Source organism: Nocardioides sp. N13(2025), assembly GCF_051912545.1.
Taxonomy (GTDB): Bacteria; Actinomycetota; Actinomycetes; order Propionibacteriales; family Nocardioidaceae; genus Nocardioides.
Map to the genome: position 1 here is coordinate 1742595 of NZ_CP196809.1, position 18380 is coordinate 1760974.

At 72.1% G+C, this 18380-nt stretch carries 17 protein-coding genes and 1 riboswitch; of the genes, 2 read left to right on the forward strand and 15 right to left on the reverse strand.

Features of this window, described 5'->3' with window-relative positions; all coding sequences use genetic code 11:
- Window positions 1-24 precede the first annotated feature (24 nt).
- From ACS3YM_RS08360 to ACS3YM_RS08425, 14 genes are all read right to left on the reverse strand, one after another.
- Window positions 25-1368 carry a glycoside hydrolase domain-containing protein gene (locus tag ACS3YM_RS08360; RefSeq protein WP_439939601.1) on the reverse strand — a complete coding sequence of 448 codons (1344 nt, stop codon included), beginning with the start codon at window positions 1366-1368 and terminating at the stop codon, window positions 25-27.
- 32 nt (window positions 1369-1400) lie between these two features.
- Entirely contained in the window at window positions 1401-2705 is a 1305-nt protein-coding gene (locus ACS3YM_RS08365) for a serine hydrolase domain-containing protein (RefSeq protein ID WP_439939602.1), read from the reverse strand.
- On the reverse strand, window positions 2702-5521 hold the full coding sequence (gcvP, locus tag ACS3YM_RS08370; protein WP_439939857.1) for an aminomethyl-transferring glycine dehydrogenase: 2820 nt from the start codon (window positions 5519-5521) through the stop codon (window positions 2702-2704). Before gcvP ends, ACS3YM_RS08365 begins: the two co-directional genes overlap by 4 nt.
- Before the next feature lie 98 nt (window positions 5522-5619).
- Window positions 5620-5719, reverse strand: a riboswitch (glycine riboswitch).
- A gap of 112 nt (window positions 5720-5831) precedes the next feature.
- Window positions 5832-6443: a MerR family transcriptional regulator gene (locus ACS3YM_RS08375; protein WP_439939603.1), complete on the reverse strand. Its 612-nt coding sequence runs from the start codon at window positions 6441-6443 to the stop codon at window positions 5832-5834.
- A 203-nt stretch (window positions 6444-6646) separates the two neighbouring features.
- Entirely contained in the window at window positions 6647-7114 is a 468-nt protein-coding gene (locus tag ACS3YM_RS08380; protein WP_439939604.1) for a bifunctional nuclease family protein, read from the reverse strand.
- 66 nt (window positions 7115-7180) lie between these two features.
- Window positions 7181-7921 (reverse strand): transcriptional regulator FtsR, encoded by a 741-nt coding sequence (gene ftsR / locus ACS3YM_RS08385; protein WP_439939605.1) that lies wholly within the window; start codon window positions 7919-7921, stop codon window positions 7181-7183.
- Window positions 7922-7924: 3 nt separating this feature from the next.
- Window positions 7925-8452: an FHA domain-containing protein gene (locus ACS3YM_RS08390; RefSeq protein ID WP_439939606.1), complete on the reverse strand. Its 528-nt coding sequence runs from the start codon at window positions 8450-8452 to the stop codon at window positions 7925-7927.
- Window positions 8453-8563: 111 nt separating this feature from the next.
- Entirely contained in the window at window positions 8564-8950 is a 387-nt protein-coding gene (gene gcvH, locus ACS3YM_RS08395; protein ID WP_439939607.1) for a glycine cleavage system protein GcvH, read from the reverse strand.
- A gap of 42 nt (window positions 8951-8992) precedes the next feature.
- The gene (locus ACS3YM_RS08400; RefSeq protein ID WP_439939608.1) at window positions 8993-9805 is read right to left on the reverse strand and encodes a DUF881 domain-containing protein; all 813 of its coding nucleotides are present in this window, start codon (window positions 9803-9805) and stop codon (window positions 8993-8995) included.
- Window positions 9798-10130, reverse strand: a complete 333-nt coding sequence (locus tag ACS3YM_RS08405; RefSeq protein ID WP_439939609.1) for a small basic family protein — start codon at window positions 10128-10130, stop codon at window positions 9798-9800. The genes ACS3YM_RS08400 and ACS3YM_RS08405 overlap by 8 nt, the downstream gene beginning before the upstream one ends.
- On the reverse strand, window positions 10127-11023 hold the full coding sequence (locus ACS3YM_RS08410) for a DUF881 domain-containing protein (protein ID WP_439939610.1): 897 nt from the start codon (window positions 11021-11023) through the stop codon (window positions 10127-10129). Before ACS3YM_RS08410 ends, ACS3YM_RS08405 begins: the two co-directional genes overlap by 4 nt.
- Window positions 11016-11615, reverse strand: a complete 600-nt coding sequence (locus tag ACS3YM_RS08415) for a CDP-alcohol phosphatidyltransferase family protein (RefSeq protein ID WP_439939611.1) — start codon at window positions 11613-11615, stop codon at window positions 11016-11018. The genes ACS3YM_RS08410 and ACS3YM_RS08415 overlap by 8 nt, the downstream gene beginning before the upstream one ends.
- A gap of 23 nt (window positions 11616-11638) precedes the next feature.
- Complete coding sequence (locus tag ACS3YM_RS08420; RefSeq protein ID WP_439939612.1) at window positions 11639-12700, reverse strand: hemolysin family protein; 1062 nt, start codon at window positions 12698-12700, stop codon at window positions 11639-11641.
- Window positions 12690-14051 carry a hemolysin family protein gene (locus tag ACS3YM_RS08425; RefSeq protein ID WP_439939613.1) on the reverse strand — a complete coding sequence of 454 codons (1362 nt, stop codon included), beginning with the start codon at window positions 14049-14051 and terminating at the stop codon, window positions 12690-12692. Before ACS3YM_RS08425 ends, ACS3YM_RS08420 begins: the two co-directional genes overlap by 11 nt.
- A gap of 227 nt (window positions 14052-14278) precedes the next feature.
- Here ACS3YM_RS08425 and ACS3YM_RS08430 point away from each other — a divergent pair, with 227 nt between their 5' ends.
- Both ACS3YM_RS08430 and ACS3YM_RS08435 read left to right on the forward strand, forming a co-directional pair.
- Window positions 14279-15772 (forward strand): sulfatase family protein, encoded by a 1494-nt coding sequence (locus tag ACS3YM_RS08430; protein WP_439939614.1) that lies wholly within the window; start codon window positions 14279-14281, stop codon window positions 15770-15772.
- Between the two features lie 5 nt (window positions 15773-15777).
- Window positions 15778-16863, forward strand: a complete 1086-nt coding sequence (locus ACS3YM_RS08435) for an SLC13 family permease (RefSeq protein WP_439939615.1) — start codon at window positions 15778-15780, stop codon at window positions 16861-16863.
- Window positions 16864-16922: 59 nt separating this feature from the next.
- Here the strand turns inward: ACS3YM_RS08435 and ACS3YM_RS08440 are convergent, their stop codons facing one another.
- Window positions 16923-18179, reverse strand: coding sequence for a phospholipase D-like domain-containing protein (locus tag ACS3YM_RS08440; RefSeq protein ID WP_439939616.1), 1257 nt, complete (start codon window positions 18177-18179; stop codon window positions 16923-16925).
- Window positions 18180-18380: the final 201 nt, after the last annotated feature.

Below are 18380 nucleotides of genomic sequence, written 5' to 3' on the forward strand. Positions count from 1 at the left end.
GTCCTCCGGGCCGGAGTTCGCGGGTCAGCGCAGACCGGTCTGCAGCGCCTGCCAGGTCTCGTCCGTGACGACACCGGTCGGCACCTGTCCGACCCGCTGCTGGTAGCGGCGCACGCCGCGTGCGGTGCGGTCGGTGAGCACGCCTGTCACCATCACCGAGCGGAGGCCGCCGGCGCGCAGCGCACGCTCGAGGCGCAGCACGGCCGGGCCGGAGGAGCCGACCTTGAGCAGCGGTGTGGAGCCGCGCGCGAAGAGCGTGGACCACGTGCGAGCGTCGGTCCGGCCGGTGACCTGCAGGTCGGTGCGGCGCTGGAAGGCACGCACGGCCCGCTGGACGTCACGGTCGAAGATCCCGTCGACGCGCCCGCGGTAGCGGGCCTGGGTGCGGAGTACGCACTGCAGCGCCTCGACGCGCGGTCCGCGGTCGCCCACGTGCAGGCGGGTGCTGCCGGGGACGTCGATGCGGGTGCCGCCACAGGCGCGGAGGTTGCGCGGAGCGCGCGACCCGCCGTCGAGCTCGAGGTAGTTGCGGTCGATCGTCAGCGCGACGCCACCGTAGGACGCCGGCACGTGCGCCTCGTACTGGTGGACGCGATCGCCCTCCCAGCTCGAGCCGCGGACCCACTGCTCGTCGACGCCGGCGTCGGGGCGGTCGTTGTACCAAGCGTACCAGACCTGGTCGGGCATGGCGTACGAGCCGGGCGAGACGTTGGCGGCGTTGTCGAGGGCGTGGATTCCGGCGGAGATGCTGGAGTAGACGCCCGAGCGGTAGCCGAGGTCGTGGAGCGCGAGCGTCCAGCCGCTGAGGAACCGCAGAGCGGACCGGCGGCAGTCGTCGCTGGTGACGTCGAAGCCGCCCTCGAGGTCGTACCAGAGCGTCGTGCGCGACGGCAGGCCGAGCTCCTTCGCCCGGGCGACCGCTGCGGCGGCCTCGGCGTGCCCCCGGGCGTCGGCTGCGGCGTAGTCGGCGGCTGGCGACGGGTCGATCCGGTCGGCGTAGGCGCTGCACGATGCCTGCGGTCCCACCCAGATCGGGAGCACCCGCCACCCCGCGGAGCGCTGCCGCGCGACCCAGGTCGCGTCGAGGTGGGGCTGGCCCGGGTCGGTCGCGGTGGTCCGGCAGGACGCGGTCGAGCCGCCGATGTAGACGCCGGCTCCCCAGAACGGTGATGACGTGAGCCACGCGTCCATCTGCTCCTGCGTCGGCGCGCAGCGGGCGTCGAAGGCGTAGCCCGACAGCCCGTCGGACCGGCCGGCGGCCGAGGACGGGGCCGCCGCGACGACGACGGTCGCGACCGCCGCGGACAGGACGGCGACGACGGTGGCCGCGAGCGCGCGGGCGCGGGCCGAACGAGTGGTGCGGTGCATGCTTCTCCCCCGAGTGTGCGTGTGCGGCGACCCTAGCGGACAGGTCCGGGAGGGTGCGGGTGACCGCCCGGCACGTCGACGTCGGGGTCGTAGGGCACGCGCGTGTAGACGAACGTCGCGCACTCGAGGTTGCGGATCGAGCCGTCCGGACGGCGTACGACGTCGAGCCGCTCGCCGCGGTGGTAGCCCAGGACACCGACCAGGACGCCGTCGACGAGCTCGAAGCGGTCGGTGACCACTCCGCCGCGCGCCATGGCGCGCAGCTCGAGGCCGTCGTTGTGCCAGCGCACGTCGTAGGCCGAGTTGCCCCAGAACCAGAGCCCGGGCACGCCGTGCGCCTGCGGGGGCAGCACGATCGTGGGTCGCCACGGCGCCGGTCGGTCGTCGTCGGCGTCCGGGTCGCCCTCGATCAGCCGGACCGCCAGGTCGCGCGGGTCGATGCCGGTCGTGGCGTTGGCGAGCACGACCCCTCCGATGCCGCTGCCCGGGTCGACGTGGAGGGCGGCGAGGAAGCCGGGCATCGAGCCGTTGTGCCCCACCAGCCGTCCGCCGGGGTGCAGCCCGAGCATCAGGCCCAACCCGTAGTCGGGGGTCACCGGCTGCTGCATCTCCTCGAGCGTCGCGGGCGCGAGGACGTGCGGGTGCGCGCCAGCGAGCACCTGTCCCCACGTCACGAGGTCGCCCAGGGTCGACCAGAGCTGGCCGGCGGGCGCCATCGCGCCCGTGTCGGTGAGCGGCTCGTGCACCCGGATCCCGGTGAAGTGGTCCACGCTCCAGCCCGCCTGCGCGCCGGGCCGCGGGAGGTACGACGTCGCGCGCATGCCGAGCGGCTGGAGCAGGCGCTCGGTCACGAGCGCGCGCCACGGGGCGCCCATCCTCCGCGCCAGCACCTCGCCGAGGAGTCCGTAGCCCAGATTGGAGTAGTGGAACCACTCCCCCGGGCCGGCGACGCGACCGCTGCCGTCGTTGGCCGCCGCCAGGGCGGCGAAGTCCCCACCCCGGGTGCGCTCCCACCACGGTCCGCGCGGCTCGCTCTGCATCCCCGACGAGTGCGCCAGCGCGTCACGGACCGTTACCTCGCCGTAGCCCACGTCGCCCAGGTGCGCCGACAGCGGGTCGGCGAGGTCGAGCAGCCCGGCGTCGCGTGCCTGCATCACCAGGACCGCGGTCATCGTCTTGGTGATGGAGCCGATGCGGTACTGCCCGTCCAGACCGGGCGCGTCGCCCGCGCCACCGGCCCACACCGCGCCGTAGCGGTCGAACACGGCTCCGACCACCGACGTCAGACGGCCCTCGGCCTGCGCGACGTCGAGCAGCCGTTGCCGCTGGTCGCTCACTCGGCGAACGCCTCCGGCGGCGGACAGGCGCACACGAGGTTGCGGTCGCCGTAGGCCTGGTCGATGCGGGCGACCGCCGGCCAGTACTTGTCGGGGTCGATGCCCTGCGGGAAGACGCCGACCTCGCGGGAGTACGGGCGCTCCCATTCACCCACCAGCGCACGGGCCGTGTGCGGCGCGTGCCGCAACGGCGAGTCCTCGGGCGTCCACTCGCCGGCCTCGACCCGCGCGATCTCGCCGCGGATCGCGATCATCGCGTCGCAGAAGCGGTCGATCTCGGCCAGGTCCTCGGACTCCGTCGGCTCCACCATCAGGGTGCCGGCGACGGGGAACGACATGGTCGGGGCGTGGAAGCCGTAGTCGACGAGCCGCTTGGCGACGTCGTCGACGCTCACGCCGCTCGTCTTGGTGATCCCTCGGAGGTCAAGGATGCACTCGTGGGCCACCAGGTCGCCGTGGCCGCGGTAGAGCACCGGGAAGTGCTCCTCCAGCCGCTGGGCGATGTAGTTGGCGGACAGCACGGCCACGGCGGTCGCGCGGGTCAGGCCGGAGGCACCCATCATCCGGATGTAGGCCCAGGTGATCGGCAGGATGCCGGCCGAGCCGTAGGGCGCGGCGCTGATCGGGCCGATCCCCTGCCGCTTCTCGACCTCCGGGTGCCAGCCGTGGGAGGGCAGGTACGGCGCCAGGTGGGCGCGCACGGCGACCGGCCCGACGCCGGGACCGCCCCCGCCGTGCGGGATGCAGAAGGTCTTGTGCAGGTTGAGGTGCGACACGTCGCCGCCGAACTCACCCGGTCGCGCGTAGCCGAGGAGCGCGTTGAGGTTGGCCCCGTCGACGTAGACCTGGCCGCCGTGGTCGTGGACGATCTTGCACAGGTCGGTGATGGTGTCCTCGTAGGCCCCGTGGGTCGAGGGGTAGGTCACCATGATCGCGGCCAGCGTCTCGGCGTGCTGGTCGCACTTGGCGAGCAGGTCGTCGAGGTCGACCGAGCCGTCGTCGGAGGCCTTCACCACGACGACCTTCATCCCCGCCATCACCGCGGAGGCGGCGTTGGTGCCGTGCGCGGACGACGGGATCAGGCAGACGTTGCGCTCGGTGTCGCCGTTGGCGAGGTGGTAGCCCCGGATGGCCAGCAGACCGGCGAGCTCGCCCTGCGAGCCGGCGTTGGGCTGGACCGAGACCTTGTCGTAGCCGGTGACCTCCGCCAGCCAGCCCTCGAGGTCGTCGACGAGCTCGCGGTAGCCCGTCGCGTCCTGCGCCGGCGCGAACGGGTGGAGGTCGGCGAAGCCGGGCAGGCTGATCGGCTCCATCTCGGTGGTGGCGTTGAGCTTCATCGTGCAGGAGCCGAGCGGGATCATGCCGCGGTCCAGCGCGTAGTCGCGGCTGGAGAGCTTGTGGAGGTAGCGCAGCATCTGGGTCTCGCTGCGGTGGGTGTTGAAGACCTCGTGGGTCAGGAAGTCCGTGGTGCGGCGCAGCGGCTCCGGCAGGCCCGACACCGTCTCGTCCGCCGCGGCTCCGACGCCGAACGAGCGGAGCACGGCCGCCACCGTCGACGGGCTGGTGCGCTCCGACGTGGACAGCCCGACGTGGTCCTCGTCGATCAGGCGCAGGTGCAGCCCGACGGTGCGGGCCGCCGCGACGACGTCGCCGGCGCGCCCGGGGACCGACACGGTGAGGGTGTCGAACCACGTCTCGTTGACGACCTCCACTCCCCCGTCGCGCAGGGCGGCGGCGATGCGGCTGGCATGGTCGTGCGTGCGCTGCGCGATCCGGCGCAGCCCCTCGGGGCCGTGGTAGACGGCGTACATCGAGGCGACGACCGCCAGCAGCACCTGGGCGGTGCAGATGTTGGAGGTCGCCTTGTCGCGGCGGATGTGCTGCTCACGCGTCTGCAGGGCGAGCCGGTAGGCCGGGCGGCCCTCGGCGTCGACCGACACCCCGACGAGGCGTCCGGGCAGGTGCCGCTCGAGCCCGGCGGAGACGGACATGAAGCCGGCGTGCGGTCCGCCGTAGAAGAGGGGTACGCCGAAGCGCTGCGACGAGCCCACGACCACGTCGGCGCCGAAGGTGCCGGGCGCCTCGAGCAGGGCGAGAGCCAGGATGTCGGCGGCGACGACGGCCAGCCCCCCGCGCTCGTGGACCGCGTCGATCAGCGGGCGCGGGTCGAGGACGGCGCCGGAGGCGCCGGGGTACTGGACGAGCACGCCGCAGAGGTCACCCTCGGGGAGGCCGTCGGTCAGGTCGGCCACGACCACCTCGATCCCCATGCCCTCGGCGCGGGTGCGGACCACGTCGATGGTCTGCGGCAGGGCGTCCGCGTCGACCACGAACGGGCCGGAGGCGTTGCGCTGGGCGCGGCGCACCAGGGTCATCGCCTCGGCCGCGGCGGTTCCCTCGTCCAGCAGCGAGGCGTTGGCGGTGGGCAGGCCGGTGAGGTCGGCCACGACCGTCTGGAAGTTGAGCAGCGCCTCGAGCCGGCCCTGGGAGATCTCGGGCTGGTAGGGCGTGTAGGCGGTGTACCACGACGGGTCCTCGAGCACGTTGCGCCGGATCACGGCCGGGGTGATGGTCGCGTGGTAGCCGAGGCCGATCATCGCCTCCGCGGGCCGGTTCTGCGAGGCGAGCTTGCGCAGCGCCCGTGCCGTGGCCTCCTCGTCGAGCGGGTCCGGCAGGTCCAGCGCGGCTGCCATGCGGATCCCGCCGGGGACCGCGGCGGCCATCAGCGCTTCGAGCGAGTCGTGGCCCACGGCCTCGAGCATGCGGGCGACGTCGGCGTCGTCAGGGCCGATGTGGCGGGCGACGAACTCCCCCATCGGCGAGTCGCTGGTGGTCGAGGTGGCGTCCGGCACGTGGGCTCCCTGAGGTCACTGGCAAGACCTCCCCCTCTGTCGGCCCGGTGGCCTCCAGAGTGCCAACCCGTGCGGTCCGGGTGCCTGAGAGGTTCCGGGGAGGAATTGCCCCTTCGGCGCACTGCGACCCAAGGGCCGCTGTGACTCTCCCGCACGGGATGTCAGCGTGGAGAAGTCTAGCGGTCCCCGGAGGAAATGAACGAGGCCGCCCGGGGTGCGGGCGGCCTCGTCGGAGGGTCGTGTGGTCGAGCGGCTCGGAGCGTGGTGCCCGAGCTCAGCCGGTCTGGCGGGCGGCGCGCCGCGCGGCGAGCTCGTCACCGGCGACCGGGCCGGCCGAGTCGTCCGCAGTTCGCTCGCTCGGCAGCTCGGCGAGGGTGCCCTCGATCTCACGCCAGACGCCACCGATGGCGATGCCGAAGACGCCCTGGCCGCCCTGGAGGAGGTCGATGACCTCGTCGTTGCTGGTGCACTCGTAGACCGAGGCGCCGTCGCTCATCAGCGTCACGCGGGTCAGGTCGTCGGTGCCGCGCTCGCGCAGGTGGGCCGTCGCGGTGCGGATCTGCTGCAGCGAGATGCCCGCGTCGAGCAGCCGCTTGACGACCTTGAGGATCAGGATGTCGCGGAAGGAGTAGAGACGCTGCGAGCCGGATCCTGCCGCGCCGCGCACGCTCGGCTCGACCAGGCCGGTGCGGGCCCAGTAGTCGAGCTGGCGGTAGGTGATGCCGGCGGCGTTGCACGCGGTGGGACCGCGGTAGCCGGTGTCGCTCGGCAGCGGGGAGACGTCGTCCGCGAAGAGCAGACCCTGCTCCTCCGCGAGCTCGGCGGCCTCGGTCGCAGCCTTGATCCCGGCGGCGTCCGCGCCCTGTTCGTTCTCGTTGCTACCCACAGCAGACCCTCCAGGTCGGTTCCTCCGCTGAGCAGTAACTCCTGGGGGAAGGGCCCGCACGGCGTCCGGTGGAGCTGGCAACCACAGCGGTGGAGTTACAACGAAGACAGTTCACGGTAAGGCCGGGAGTTCGGGTTGTCCATCCACGCGGCGGCGTGTCGCAACCCTCAACCTCAGGTTGAGGGTGAGTGTCTACGCCGGTGCTAGTGGGACTCGAAGTCGTCGGGCGAGACGTGGTCGAGGAACTCGCGGAAGCGCTCGACCTCGTCCTCCTGCTCGGCCGGCACCGCGAGGCCGGCTTCCTCCAGCACCGCCTCGGCACACACGATGCGGGCACCGGTGCGCAGCGCGAGGGCGATCGAGTCGGACGGGCGGGCGCCCACCTCGGCCCCGCCGTGGAAGACCAGCTGCGCGAAGAAGATCCCGTCCTGCATGTCGACGATGCGCACCTCGTCGAGCCGCTGGCCCGTGGCCTCCAGCACGTCGCGCATGAGGTCGTGGGTCAGCGGGCGCGGCGGGGTGACGCCCTGCTGGGCGAACGCGATCGCCGTGGCCTCCACGGCCCCGATCCAGATGGGGAGGTAGCGCTCCCCCGTCACCTCGCGGAGGAGCACGATGGGCTGGTTGGAGGGCATCTCGACCCGCACTCCGACGACGTCCATTTCGCGCATGCACCCACACTACTCAGGTGTCCTGACCGCGTGGGTCCGGGCTGCGGTCCGGGTGCGGGCCGGGCCTCAGCCGCGGTCGAGGCCGACCTTCACCAACGTCGCGTGCAGGCGCACCGACAGCGCCGCGATCTCCGAGGTCGCGTCCTCGGCGCGGCCGCGCGCGGCCACGTCACGGGCGCGAGCCAGGGGCGCGACGACCTGCTGCACCAGGCCCACCTCACGGTCGGCCGCGGTCTTGAACGCACGCAGGTGGCGCGGCTCGAAGCCGAAGTCGGCCAGCTCGCGCGCGGTCTGCGCCACCACCAGCGCGTCGCTGTCGAAGTGACCCGTGCCGGTGCGGGCGCTGATCAGGCCGAACTGCTCGAGCTGGCCCAGCAGCTCCTCGGAGATGTCGGCGACCTTCAGCAGCTCGCGACGCGACAGCCGCAGGTCGCTGGTGCGCCGGAACGACTCCGGGCTCGGCAGGCCGTCGGCGCTGAGCGCGACCTTCGGCACCGTCGGCACGACCGACTCGATCGCCGGCGGCTCGAGACCGCGGTCGATCGCGTCGAGGTGGTCGCCGATGACCTTCAGCGGCAGGTAGTGGTCGCGCTGCATCAGCAGGATGTAGCGCAGCCGCGCGACGTCGTCGGCGGAGAACTTGCGGTAGCCGGCAGCGGTGCGCTCGGGCTTGACCAGCCCCTGGTCCTCGAGGAAGCGGATCTTGGGGATCGTCACACCGGGGAAGTCGGGGCGCAGCTGGTCGAGGACCTGCCCGATGTTGAACCGGGCGCCGCGACTCGCAGCCGAGGACGTCGAGGCACTCACGGATCAGTGGTCCGGGTGGGCGGAGAAGAACACGAGACGGTACTTGCCGATCTGCACCTCGTCACCGTCGTTGAGCTCGACGGAGTCGATGCGGTCACGGTTGACGTAGGTGCCGTTGAGGCTGCCCACGTCGCTGACGGAGAACCCCGACCCGGAGCGACGGAACTCCGCGTGGCGACGCGACACGGTCACGTCGTCGAGAAAGATCTCGCTGTCGGGGTGCCGGCCCGCGCCCACGACGTCGGTGTCGAGCAGGAACCGGCTGCCGGCGCTCGGTCCGCGCTGCACGACGAGGAGGGCGTGGCCCTCCGGGAGGGCGTCCACCGCGGCGGCGTCGACCGGGCTCAGCTGGCGGTCCGAGGACTCGCGCTGGTCCGGCACGCCGAAGGTGATGGTGGCAGTGGACTCGGCCGGGCTCGCCCCGGACGCACTGGCACCGGTGTCGTCCCCGGCGAGCAGCTTGGTGCCGCACTGGGCACAGAAGCGGGCATCGTCAGGGTTCTGCTTGCCACAGGCGGTGCAGAACGGCATGGAAACTCCTCGACGGGATCGACGCTCAACCCTCAGGCGAGGGTTGAGGTTGACGGTTGGTCCGAACCTACCAGCCCCGGGATGAGGCGCGGCGGTCAATGCGTGGGCGGGTCAGCCCTCCAGGCCGGCCTGGTAGGCGGCGGCGTCCATGAGGCCGTCGACCTGGGCGGCGTCGGACACCGTGACCTCGAACAGCCACCCGGCCTCGTAGGGGTCGCTGTTGACCAGCTCCGGGGTGGAGTCGAGGGCCGCGTTGGTCGCGACGACCTCACCGGTGACCGGCGCGTAGATGTCGCTGACGGACTTGGTGGACTCGAGCTCGCCGCACGTGTCGCCGGCGGTCACCGAGTCACCGACCTGCGGGAGCGAGACGTACACGATGTCGCCGAGCGCGTCCTGGGCGAAGTCGGTGATGCCCACCCGCACCGATCCCTCGGTGTCCCCGGGCGTGCGCACCCACTCGTGCTCGCTGGTGTACTTCAGGTTCTCCGGATACACGTCGACACTCCTCGAGCTGCGGTGGTGGGGATGCCCGGCAGGCTACTGGCCCGTGCCGAACTCCGCATAGGCAGGTCGTGAAGCTTCCCGGACACTGGTGATCTCCACCGACTCCAGCTCCTCGATCTCGACTGTGGCGTTGTCCAGCGTCTCGAGGGTCTCGACCGGGCCCAGGGAGAAGGTGAGCGCGGTGCGCAGGATGTGGGGATCGCCGATCACGTCGAGGACGTACGGCGACTCCAGCAGCTGGTCGTCGAGCTCGACGCCCCCGACCGCGTCCTCGAACGAGCTGTCGGCGCCGAGCCGGATGGAGTCGTTGAACTCCATCGCCTCCGCCCCCGCGGTGCGCAGCTCCTGGACCGTGTCGAGCAGCGAGCCCACGGGCACCGGGGTGTCCGACTCGGTGATCGTCACCCGCAGCCCGGGACCCGTGACCGGGACCAGTCCGGCGATGATGTTGAGGGTGCGCACGCGCTGCTCGGCCTCGTCGAGGGCCGCGGCCCGGGCCCGGGTCTCGTCGCTGAGCTCGTCGCGGCGCGCCTCGAGGCGGTCGACCTCCCGGCGCGCCCTGTCGGCCGTGCCGGTGAGGCCCTCGAACACCTGGACCAGCTCGTCCTCGCGGAGCCCGGCGTAGGTGTCGTTGGCCTGCGTGTCGCGCACCTGCACCACGAAGGCGAAGCCCAGCACGGCCAGGAGCACTCCGACCACGGCCTGCCGCCGCGACGGGCGGGTGAGCGCCTTGCGCAGCCGGTCGCGCCCCAGGTCCGGCTCCTCCGTGACGCGGTGGTGCGGCGTCGGGTCGGGCTTCCGGTCCGATGTCGAGCCAGGCGTCGGGTCAGGCGTCGAGTCAGGCATGGAAGACGTGCCTACGGATCGCGGCGACGTTGGAGAAGATGCGGATGCCCAGGACGACGATCACGCCGGTGGTCAGCTGGGCGCCGACACCGAGCTGGTCGCCGAGGTAGACGATCGCCGCGGCGATGACCACGTTGCTGACGAACGACACCACGAAGACCTTGTCGTCGAAGATGCCGTCGAGGTAGGCGCGCAGCGCGCCGAACACGGCGTCGAGCGCCGCCACCACCGCGATCGGGAGGTACTGCTGGAGGCCCAGCGGCACGTCGGGGGCGAAGACCAGGCCGGCGATGATGCCGATGAGCAGGCCAAGGGCAGCAATCACGGCGCGCTCCCCTCTCCTTCAGAACTGCCGTCCGGGTCGGCATTCAGCTCGATCACATCACGCAGCGCCCGCTCCGGTGCAGCCGGCAGGCGCATGTCGTCCACATTCTCGGCCCTGTAGACGAACCCGAGTCCGTTGACCCAGCCGAACCACACCTGGCCCTGGCTGCTCTGGAGCAGCCTCGCCTGGAGCGTACGGGTGTCGCCGATGGCCGACACGACGTAGGGGGCGTTGACCGGCCGGCCGTTGACGTGGATCGCCCGTCCGGTGTTGCGGATGCCACCCAGGGCGTTGAGCCGTTGGTCGTTGATGGCGATGGCCTCGGCGCCAGCCTCCCACAGCCCGTCGACGAGGACGGCGAGGTCTTCGTCGCGGATCTCGTCGTCGACGACGACCCCGGGCGGGTTGTCGACGGTGATCCGCACCCCGGGTCCGTGCACCACGGAGTAGCCGGTGTTGAGCTCGGCGCGCCGGACACGGGTCTCGATGTCGTCGACCCGCGCCTGCACCAACGTGCTGTTGGCGGCCGCTGCCTGGTTGGACCGGGCGAGGTCGGCCACCTGGCGCTGCAGGTCGCGGACCTCGGCGCTGCGCGTCTCGATCTGCTCGATCAGCGCTGCGCGGCTCAGCTCGTTGACCTCGGCCTCGCGGTCGGTCTGCGCGGCGACGATCGCCGCCATCACGCCCAGGACGGCGATCGCGACGAGGCTGACCCAGTGGGGGCGCGACTGCTGCCGGGCGGGCACACCCGCCGCCGCGCGCTTCTGCGCGACGTGGGCGTAGTCCTCGTCCATCGACCGTGCGGTGATCACCGTGAGCAGCGGAGCCGTGACGTGCTCGGGGAGCGGGCGCCCGGCGCTCTCCACGGTCCCGGCCCTGCGTGGTTCAGCCATGGTCGGTCGCGTGCGACGTACGTCGTGGTGTCTCGCGCAGCAGGGTGCGCACCTGCCAGGCGTAGAGCACCCCGGCCCACCAGTAGAGGCCGATCCCCCACCAGGCGAACGCCCAGCCGAAGGTGCGGGCCAGCGTGGCGACGATGCCGTCGCCCTCGCCGAGCAGCAGCAACGGGAAGGCGTAGAGCAGGTTGAACGTGGCCGCCTTGCCGAGGAAGTGGACCGGCAGTGCGGAGAAGCCGCGCGTGCGCAGGAAGGGCACGAGCCCCCAGAGGAACAGGTCGCGCAGGGGCAACGCGACCGCGACCCACCACGGGATGATGTCGCGCAGCAGGAGCCCGATCACGACCGCCAGGATGTAGAGGCGATCGGCGACGGGGTCGAGGATCTCGCCGAGCTTGGAGTACTGGTCGAGCCGCCTCGCCAGCCAGCCGTCCAGGAAGTCGGTGAAGCCGGCGACCATGAGCACGACGAGGGCGATCGCGTCCGCCTCGGGTCCGAGCACGAGCCACAGGAACAGGGGCACGCCGGCCAGCCGCACCACACTGATGATGTTGGGCACGGTCCAGACGCGGGTCGCTTCCTCGGACACGATCAGACCCTATCCAGCACGGCTCACGCGTCGGCGGCGGACACGTCGTGGTGCGCGGCGTCGCGGATCTCGCCGACCAGCTCCTCCAGCACGTCCTCGAGCGTGACGAGCCCGATGACGGTGCCGTCGCGCTCCACCACCCGCGCCATGTGGGCGCCCTTGACCTGCAGGCTCTCGAGGGCGTCGTGGAGCAGGTCGTCGGGGTGCACCGTCGCGAAGGGACGCACCCACTTGTCCTCGATCACCCGCGAGCGGCGGTCGTCGTCGGACTCCAGGGCGTCCTTGATGTGGAGGTAGCCGAGCAGCGTCCCGTCGGGCGCTGCCACGGGGAACCGGCTGAAGCCGGTCGAGGCGCACAACGCCTCGACGTCGGCCACGGTCGAGCCGGGCACCACGGTGGCCAGGGTGTCGGGGGTCATCAGGATCGACACGACCGACTTCTCGGTGAACCCCAGCGCGCCGGCGAGACGGTCGTACTCCCCCGCCTCGATGAGCCCCTCCCCGCGGGACTCCTCGACGAGTGCGGCCACCTCCTCGCGCGTGAAGCTCGAGTGCACCTCGTCCTTGGGCTCGATCCTCAGGAGTCGCAGCACGCCGTTGGCCACCATGTTCATGACGGCGATCACCGGGCGCAGCACGGTGACGATCACCATCATCGGCGGGCTGAGCACCAGGGCCGCGCGGTCGGGACCGGCGAGCGCGATGTTCTTGGGCACCATCTCGCCGAGCACGACGTGGAGGTAGACCACGATCGACATCGCGACCACGAAGGAGACCGGGTGCAGCAGGTCGTCGGGCAGGCGCGCCAGGTGGAACAACGGTTCGAGCAGGTGGGCGACGGCGGGCTCACCGATGGCACCGAGGCCGAGCGAGCAGACGGTGATGCCGAGCTGGGCGCCGGCCATCACGAGGGAGACGTTCTCCATCGCACGCAGCGTCGTGCGCGCGGCGCGCGAGCCCTCCTGCGCGCGCGGCTCGATCTGGCTGCGGCGGGCCGACAGCAGGGCGAACTCGGCACCCACGAAGAAGGCGTTGAGGGCCAGCAGCACGACGGCGAGGACCACGCCGAAGAGGTCACCGCTCATCGTCGGCCCCTTCGGGCGCCGGGCTGACGAGGCGCAGGTCGAGGCGGTCGATGCGCAGCCCGTCCATCCGCTCGACGGTCAGGGTGACGAGGCGCTCGCGCGGCTCGTGGGGGTCGGTGCGGTCGGGCACCGCCACCTCGATGCGGTCGCCCGGCTCCGGGATCTTGCCGAGCTCGCGCATGACCAGGCCGGCGACGGTGTCGTAGTCCTCGTGGTCGGGCAGCTCGATGTCGGTGGCGTCCTCGACCTCGTCGGGCCGCAGCAGCCCCGACAGCGTCCAGCTGCCGTCGCGGCGCTGGCGGATGCGCGAGCCGAGGCGGTCGTGCTCGTCGGAGATGTCGCCGACGATCTCCTCGACGACGTCCTCCAGCGTGACGATCCCCGCGTGGCCGCCGTACTCGTCGAGCACGATGGCCATCTGGAAGCCGTCCTGCCGCAGCAGCGCGAGCAGCGGGTCGAGGCGCAGGCTGTCCGGGACGACGACGGGCTTCACCATCACGTGCTTGATGCGGGTGGTGGCCCGCTCGTGCACCGGCACGGCGACAGCGTGCTTGACGTGGACCGTGCCGACGACCGTGTCCTCGGCGTCGAGGACCGGGAAGCGCGAGTGGCCCGTCTGGCGGGCCAGGTCGATGACCGACGACACGCGGTCGCCGTCCTCGACCGTGGTGGTGCGCACGCGGGGCGTCATGATCTCGCCCGTCGTGCGGCTGCCGAAGACGACGGAGCGCTCCACCAGCTCGGCGGTCTCGGCGTCGAGCGTGCCCTGGTCGGCGGACCGCTGGACCAGCGAGGCCAGCTCCTGCGAGCTGCGCGCGGACCGGAGCTCCTCCTGCGGCTCGATGCCGAGGCGGCGCACGATCATGTTGGCCGAGCCGTTGAGGGCACGGATCGGGCCGCGCGTGAGCGCCGTGAAGGCGCGCATGAAGCCCTGGGTGTTGCGGGCGGTCTCGAGCGGGCGCGCGATGGCGATGTTCTTGGGCACCATCTCGCCGAAGATCATCGTGACGACCGTGCCGAGGGCGAGCCCGAGCCCCAGCGAGAGCGGCGTGACGACCCCGTCGGGGAGGCCTGCGCTCGCCAGCGGGTCGTCGATCAGGTCGGCGATCGCCGGCTCGGCGAGGAAGCCGATCGCGAGGTTGGTGACGGTGATGCCGACCTGGGCACCGGAGAGCTGCGTCGACAGCGACCGCAGCGCGAGCTGTACGCCGTGGGCGCCCTCGTCGCCCTCGGCTGCGGCGCGCTCGACGCTCGGCCGGTCGACCGTGACGAAGGAGAACTCGGCTGCGACGAACAGTCCACACGCGGCGACGAGAGCCAGCGAGACGAGCAGCAGCAGGAGGGGGGTCACGACACGCACCAGGTGTTCAGTGCGGTCGTGCGGGGACTTTGACTCTCGTCCATGGTCGGCGCGGGGGTTCCTTGTCTGGCGTCGGCGAAGCCACAGACTACCGGCCGGGACCGGCTTCACCACACTCGTCGTGTCGCTTTGGGGAGGGCCGCTCCTGCCACCTACTCTTGCCCCCACATCGGGGTGAGTCAGCAGGACCCTCCGGGTCCCGGCGAGGAATGACGTAGATGCGAGCGTGGGCTCAGTCGATCACGGCTGCACTGCTCGTCGTGCTCGTGGCCACGCTCGCCACGGTCACCGCCAACGACGGCGCGACGCAGGCCGGCTCGGTCCGGATGGTGCAGACGACGCAGCAGCCGTCCGCCACCCCGGCGGCGCGCGACGACCGCCCCAACCTCGTCTTCGTCCTGACCGACGACATGCGCGACGGCGACCTCGACCACATGCCGATCACCCGTCGCCTCGTGGCCGACCGGGGCATGGAGTTCACCGACGCCATCTCGCCGCACCCGCTGTGCTGCCCGGCACGCGCGCAGCTGGCGACCGGCCAGTACGCGCAGAACAACGGGGTGCAGCACAACCGCGGGGTCCACGGCGGCTTCGGGGCGCTCGACCCGACCCGCGAGGCCAGCTCGTGGTTCCGCGACGCGGGCTACCGCACGGGCTTCGTCGGCAAGTTCCTCAACGGCTACGGCCCCCAGGACGTGCGACCGGCCGGCTGGTCGCGCTGGGACGCACTGACCAGGGGCGTCTACGACTACGTGAACTTCTCGATGACGGGCGACGGCGACCCGCGCCGCTACACCGACAGCTACGTCACGTCGGTGATCGAGGACCACGCCAACCGTGCGGTCCGCGACTTCGCGGAGAGCGGCGACCCGTTCGTGGTCTACGCCTGGCACCTCGCCCCGCACTACCGGATCACCCCCGAGGGCGGCCGCGGACTGCCGCCGGCCGAGCCCCAGGACCAGGACCTGTTCCTCGACGCCCGACCGGAGTCGTTCGACGACCCCGCCTTCAACGAGGCCCACGTCAGCGACCAGCCGGCCTACCTGCGCCACCTGGCCCCGGTCAGCCGCGACGAGGTCAGCGCGGAGAACACCGCCCGCCTCCAGTCGCTCCAGGCGGTCGACCGCGCCGTCGGCTCCCTCGTCGACACGCTGGCCGAGGAGGGCGTCCTCGACAACACCTACATCGTCTTCTCCTCCGACAACGGCTACTCGCTCGGCGAGCACCGCTTCATCGGCAAGGACGTGCTGACCGACGAGGCCCTGCAGGTGCCGCTGCTGGTGCGCGGCCCGGGGATCACGCCCGGCAGCAGCTCGGACCTGCCCGTCACGCTGGTCGACCTCCCCACGACCTTCGCCGCGCTGCTCGGGGTCTCCCCCGCCTGGCAGGTCGACGGCACGTCGCTCGCCCCGACGCTGCGCGGGGACGGCCAGGCCTTCCGCGACACCACGCTGATCCAGACCGGCCGCACGCTCGGCGACGGGTGGTCGCACCGCGGCGTACGCACCGAGCGGTACCTCTACGGCACGGACGGCACCGACGGCTTCCTCTACGACCGCCTGCTCGATCCCGAGGAGATGGTCAACCGGATCGACGACCCGGCCTACGCCGAGGTCCGTGGGGCCCTCGAGCTGCGCCGCACCGAGCTCGTCGGCTGCGCGGGCTGGACCTGCAACCAGGTCTTCGGGCCGCTCCCCGAGCCCACCTCCTGATCACCGTGCCCGAGGTCCTCCACCCCGTCGTCGTGCAGGTGGTGCCGGTGGCGGTCTTCCTGCTCGCGATCACGGTCACCGCCGAGGTCGCGCAGCTGGCCGGCGTCTTCGACGTCGCGGCGCACGCGCTGGCCCGTCGTTCGCACCACCGGGTGGTCCTGCTGTGGCTGACCTTCGCCGCACTCGCGGTGGTGAGCACCATCGTGCTCAGCCTCGACACGACCGCGGTGCTGCTGACCTCGGTGGGCCTGGCGATCGCCCGCCAGACCGGCATCGCACCGATGCCCTTCGCCCTCACCACGCTGTGGATCGCCAACACCGGCTCGCTGCTCCTGCCGGTGTCCAACCTGACCAACCTGCTGGCCGTGCACCGCTTCGAGGACCTCGGCGCGAGCCACGCCGACTACGTCCGCACCGCTGCGCTCCCCGCGCTCAGCGCGGTCGTCGCCACCCTCGTCCTGATCGCCGTGCTGCAGCGGCGCGCGCTGCGCGGGACGTACGCCGTCGACCCGCCCGCCGACCCGCACGACCGGGTGCTGCTCGTCGTCGCGGGCCTGGTGTGCCTGGCGATCGGGCCGATGTTCGCCGTGGGGTGGGAGCCCGCGGTCGTGGCCGTGGGCTCCGCGGTCGTGCTGCTGGCAGCGCTCGTGTGGCGCGCTCCCTCGCTGCTGCGCGAGGTGCGCCCACCCTGGCTGATGGCCGGCGCCTTCGTGCTGGTCGCCGGGCTCCTGCGCATCGCCCAGGGCGAGGGCCTCCTCGACTGGCTCGCGCCCGCGGTGGGCTCCGGCACCCGCGCGCTCGACCTGCTGCACCTCTCGGGCGCCTCGGCCGTCGCCGCCAACCTGGTCAACAACCTCCCGGCCTACCTCGTCGTCGAGCCCTCCGCGGCCGACGACGTCCGCCGTCTCGTGGCCACGCTGGTCGGGGTGAACGCCGGCGCGCTCGTCACCCCGTGGGCCTCCCTGGCCACCCTGCTGTGGCTCCAGCGCTGCCGCTCCGCCGGGCTCCGGGTGCCGCTGCTCAGGCTGGCGGCGTGGGGCGCGCTCTGCGCCACTCTCTGCGTCACCACGGCGACGCTCGCCATCCGCTGACAACGCACCGGAGCACCCGAGCGCCGGTGCGACAGGTCAGGCGGACAAACGTGAACATGTCAGCCGAGCGCCCTCGAGTGGTGGTCCCACACGTCGTCGAAGTGCGCGACGTAGGCGTCGTGGACCTCCTGCCGCGGGATCATGACCACCAGCTCGTCGTTGAGGAGCGACACGTCGGACCAGTTCTCCGAGCCCGTCCACACCGCTCGCGTGGCGGCGCCGTCCCAGGTCCCGTCGAGGGACATCCACTTCTCGTGGACGAAGTGCTCCCAACCCGAGTCCTCGAACCCGGTCGCGACGTTGTCGTCGACGTCGAGGGTGGCGCTGCGGACGCGGACGCCAGCCTCGAGCAGCGTCGCGACGACGTCGGGTGCGGCCGCACTCACCAGCGCCTGGACCCGGCACCCCCGGTCGCTCAGCCCGGCCGTGCGACGGGCGAGGTCGAGCCCGCGCCGCCCCTGCCAGCCGTACATGCTGACGCGCACCACGGTGCGTCCGGCGACGCCGGACCCGGGCAGTGCCGCGCAGTCGACCTCGGCGAGCCGCCGGGCGACAGCGTCGTCGTCGGCGGTCGCCGGTCGTCCGGAGCCGATGCTCGTCGTCACGTCGCCGAGGGTCACGTCCGTCGTCGGTGCCGCGACCTGGCGGTCGGCGGCGAGCTCGGCGAACAGCTGGCTGTAGTCGTCGTACAGCTGCCGGCTGCCGGTGAAGGTGACCAGGTCGTTCCAGTGGACGCCTGCGGCGTAGCCGGTCAGGTTCGCCGAGCCGAGCATGACGACGTACGACTCGTCCCCGCTCTCGGAGAACAGGTAGAACTTCATGTGCTGGTTGCCGCGGTCCCCGAGCCGGCAGCTCGCGTGGCAGACCTTCACAAAGCCCGGCCCTGCGCCCGTCCGACAGGCATCGAGGCTGGCGTCGGGCCCCGCGCCCAGCGCCCGCTGCAGGCGACGGGCGGGCATCGAGACGAAGTTGTCGTTGAGGACGACCTGCACGGTGACCTGTCGCCGCGTGCACGCCCTCAGGAGCGCGTCCGCGATGTCGGGGCGGTCGAAGCTGTACGCCGCCATGCGGATCGTGCCGTGGCGCGGGGTGGCGTCGATCGCCCGCCGGATGCGGTCCGCGATGCGGTTCTGCGCGGCCACGTCGCCGGTCGGGTCGTTGAAGACCACGTCGGCCGCTGGCGGCTCGACGACCGCAGCGGGCAGCCGCTGGGACGAGGTCGGGGGCTCGTCCCCCACTGCTGCGCTCAGCACTGGCGTTGCGAGCGTCGTCGCCAGGCCCAGGACCACCGTTGCTGCCAGGAGTGAGGTTCGCATCTCGACCACCGATCCCGTACGGCGGGAGCTTCCCGCCTCGTGATCGACGGTCGCGCCGGAGCAGGTCCGCAGGCACGGGCCGGCGATCTCGGGTGTGGTGGGATCTCAGGACGGGCACCGGGTCCGCAGCCCGGTCTCACCGGGACTGCCGACTCATTCCGGCAGGACTGCGGCTGTGGTCGTCGAGAGGTGGTCCATACC

Coding starts and splice junctions, on each gene's coding strand:
- ACS3YM_RS08360 (WP_439939601.1), bottom strand. CDS start 1,368: ATGCACCGCACCACTCGTTCGGCCCGCGCCCGCGCGCTCGCGGCCACC.
- gcvP (WP_439939857.1), bottom strand. CDS start 5,521: ATGGGGGAGTTCGTCGCCCGCCACATCGGCCCTGACGACGCCGACGTC.
- ACS3YM_RS08380 (WP_439939604.1), bottom strand. CDS start 7,114: ATGCGCGAAATGGACGTCGTCGGAGTGCGGGTCGAGATGCCCTCCAAC.
- ACS3YM_RS08390 (WP_439939606.1), bottom strand. CDS start 8,452: ATGCCGTTCTGCACCGCCTGTGGCAAGCAGAACCCTGACGATGCCCGC.
- ACS3YM_RS08400 (WP_439939608.1), bottom strand. CDS start 9,805: ATGCCTGACTCGACGCCTGACCCGACGCCTGGCTCGACATCGGACCGG.
- ACS3YM_RS08410 (WP_439939610.1), bottom strand. CDS start 11,023: ATGGCTGAACCACGCAGGGCCGGGACCGTGGAGAGCGCCGGGCGCCCG.
- ACS3YM_RS08420 (WP_439939612.1), bottom strand. CDS start 12,700: ATGAGCGGTGACCTCTTCGGCGTGGTCCTCGCCGTCGTGCTGCTGGCC.
- ACS3YM_RS08430 (WP_439939614.1), top strand. CDS start 14,279: ATGCGAGCGTGGGCTCAGTCGATCACGGCTGCACTGCTCGTCGTGCTC.
- ACS3YM_RS08440 (WP_439939616.1), bottom strand. CDS start 18,179: ATGCGAACCTCACTCCTGGCAGCAACGGTGGTCCTGGGCCTGGCGACG.